This window comes from Acinetobacter sp. ABJ_C5_2, from assembly GCF_044538485.1.
GTDB classification, from domain to species: Bacteria; Pseudomonadota; Gammaproteobacteria; order Pseudomonadales; family Moraxellaceae; genus Acinetobacter; species Acinetobacter nosocomialis_A.
The window spans coordinates 1-2582 of record NZ_JBIUCS010000063.1 but is presented as its reverse complement, the minus strand read 5'-3'; the positions used below and the strand labels follow the sequence as shown (position 1 = coordinate 2582).

Below are 2582 nucleotides of genomic sequence, written 5' to 3'. Positions count from 1 at the left end.
AAAGAGTGATTATCGCTTTGAAGAAGATATAAAAGAAAAACTCTCTCTAGATTTTGAACAAAAAAATAATTTTGATTATGGGTACTGTGAAAGCGAACTAGTTTTATTTGATATACTAGCTTTTATTAAATATGCAATTTCATATATTAAGAACAACCCTAATGCAGAAATGTACTATACACAGAAAACATATAAGGAATTTGATTACTCAAGCGAAGCATATAAAATTGTAGAGAAACAATTGAGCTAAAGAATGATGATTAAATTTTCTTAAAATTAACATAATACAGCTTATGTGAAAGGTATTTTTTTATCTGATATAAATCATAGTCTTATTTTTAAAAAAAGCCCGACTCATAGTACTTGGGCTTTTTTAATGATTTGTCACCTTTCAGGATTAGTTTTTGATCAAATCTCAGCAATTTCATGTAATCTCTATTAATTCTAAAGCAGATAAATATCTAATCTAAATCCATCATATGTCATAAGAGTTACTAAACTTTTGAATTACTGAAATAGAAAATGACAATTTATATGTCACATGACAAACAGAAACCATGGATTAGGTTCGCTAGCTCAAACCCAAATAACCAAGTACAGCCTTTTCAACTCGCTGCTGTAACTGATTTAAATCACTTTCCCCTGCTATACCTGCTGCGTTAATCATTCCTTTACTTAAAGCAATCACATCTTGTGCAGCTATTTGCGCATGCGAAATGCCAGAACGTATAAACAGATCAGAAATTATAGTTTCTAGCTCGTGTTGATGCTCATTTTCCTCTATGTCTTTTCCAATGAGTTCAGAAGCAAACTCTAGTGTTCGTGCCAACTGTGGACGGCTCAATTGATGTTGCACAGCAGCCTGTATGATGAGTTTTAATTTTTCTTTTAAGTCTGCGGCTTCATGTTGCTGTATAGCCTCAACAATATGATTTGATAGCTTGGCGCGCTCACGTCGAATTAACTCGACGATTAAAGCATCTTTAGAAGGAAAGTATTGATATAGGCTACCAATGCTTACGCCAGCAAGTTCAGCCACGGCATTTGTGTTAAATCCAGCAAAGCCTAAAGACTCTAAAATGCGAGCAGCCGCCTCTAAAATAGCTTCAAAGGTAGCCACTGAGCGTGCTTGACGCGGGCGTTTGCGTGGGTCTGGAAGTGTTTCTGACATGAGCCGAAATGCGAGTATTTAATGTGAGCAATCACTCATATACTGACTGAGTCATGTTGATATGACAAGCAAATGCTGTCTTTTCAGTTGAACTACAACTCGGCTCAGTCATGGAGTGGTTATGTCTAGCACCTATACTTTTTTTATTCATTTAAGAGCCTTGTCCGCTTGGTTGGCTTTAGCTCGTGAAAAGCGGGCTGAGTTTAGTACACAAAAGCTTGAACCTATTTTTGAGAAGTACCCGACTGTAAAAGTTCGGTGGTATGACGTTGAAGCGTTTAGCACTAAAGCGAGTGATATTGCCGTGTTTGAGACCACATCTCTGCAAGATTATTATTTTGTGATTGATGCGATTCGAGACTCTGAGTTTTGTACAGTACCCTACTTTGAGTTTGTAGAGATTATTCCTGCAATTGAAGATGGGTATGTGGAGTATGAGAACTCTTTATAGAAGTCGTAAATAAAAAAAAACCGCTATCTAATAGCGGTTTTTTTATTCAGTCTTTAAAATTTAAATCGAAGTATCTGTGATGAAACTAAATTATAAATACATCAGCTTTAATTAAATCGTCCAAACTAGCTACATTTGTTTGATTATTTAAAATTAATAGCTTGGTAGCTGAATAATTTACATCATTTCCATCTCTATCCAAACTTAGTGTAACTGTTGAACTGCTTTTTTCAAATGATACAAACTGATTAAGATTCTCTTTACCAGCCTGACCAATGATTAACTCTGAAATATTAATTTTATCTCCTTGAGAAACATTAAAGTCTGACCATGTATCAACACCATTACCGCCTGTAGCATCATTTCCAAAACCTTCTAAAATTTTGAAAATCGCAGTATCAACACCAGTACCGCCATTTAGTGTGTCATTCCCAGCACCGCCATTCAGAAGATCATTGCCGTCACCACCATTCAAGATGTCATTTCCAGTACCACCTTCTAGCCAGTCATCTCCAGCTACACCATTTAAGGTGTCATCTCCAAGACTGCCAACCAGAATATCCTTACCTTTCCAGCCATTCATTACATCGTTACCATCCGTGCCGTTAAGCTGCATAGTAAGACCCGTCAGCTCCGAAGTAGAGATCGTCTTGTCCGCAAAGATAAAATTAAAGTCTCGACTAGTGGAATCACTCTCATTCAGATAGTTCTTAAAAGTCACCGAATCTTCTGTACCATAGGCCTTGATCACCAGATCATTGCCTACTCTCAGGAACTGGGCATCGGCAAAGTTAGCACCTTCAAATTTCACATCATTAAATAGGTTGAAGAAAGTCCAGTCATAGCTTTTATCATTGATAATGTCCTGCCCATGACCTGACTGGAAGATATAAATATCTTTCTCATAATCACCACCTGTCATGACATCGTTACCACTGCCACCAATCAAGGTATCCTGAC

Annotated in this window: 4 protein-coding genes; 2 read left to right on the top strand and 2 right to left on the bottom strand. The window is 36.9% G+C overall.

The features are described 5' to 3' along the window. Nucleotides 1-250 (top strand): hypothetical protein (locus ACH8JV_RS19180; RefSeq protein ID WP_396523223.1); only part of this gene is annotated, 250 nt, incomplete at its 5' end. A gap of 321 nt (nucleotides 251-571) precedes the next feature. Here ACH8JV_RS19180 and ACH8JV_RS19175 read toward each other — a convergent pair. Next, complete coding sequence (locus ACH8JV_RS19175) at nucleotides 572-1171, bottom strand: TetR/AcrR family transcriptional regulator (RefSeq protein WP_396523221.1); 600 nt, start codon at nucleotides 1169-1171, stop codon at nucleotides 572-574. Between the two features lie 121 nt (nucleotides 1172-1292). Between ACH8JV_RS19175 and ACH8JV_RS19170 the strand changes: the two genes are divergently transcribed. After that, complete coding sequence (locus ACH8JV_RS19170; RefSeq protein WP_396523219.1) at nucleotides 1293-1622, top strand: darcynin family protein; 330 nt, start codon at nucleotides 1293-1295, stop codon at nucleotides 1620-1622. Between the two features lie 85 nt (nucleotides 1623-1707). Here the strand turns inward: ACH8JV_RS19170 and ACH8JV_RS19165 are convergent. Beyond that, on the bottom strand, nucleotides 1708-2582 hold an 875-nt coding region (locus ACH8JV_RS19165), incomplete at its 5' end, for a calcium-binding protein (RefSeq protein ID WP_396523217.1).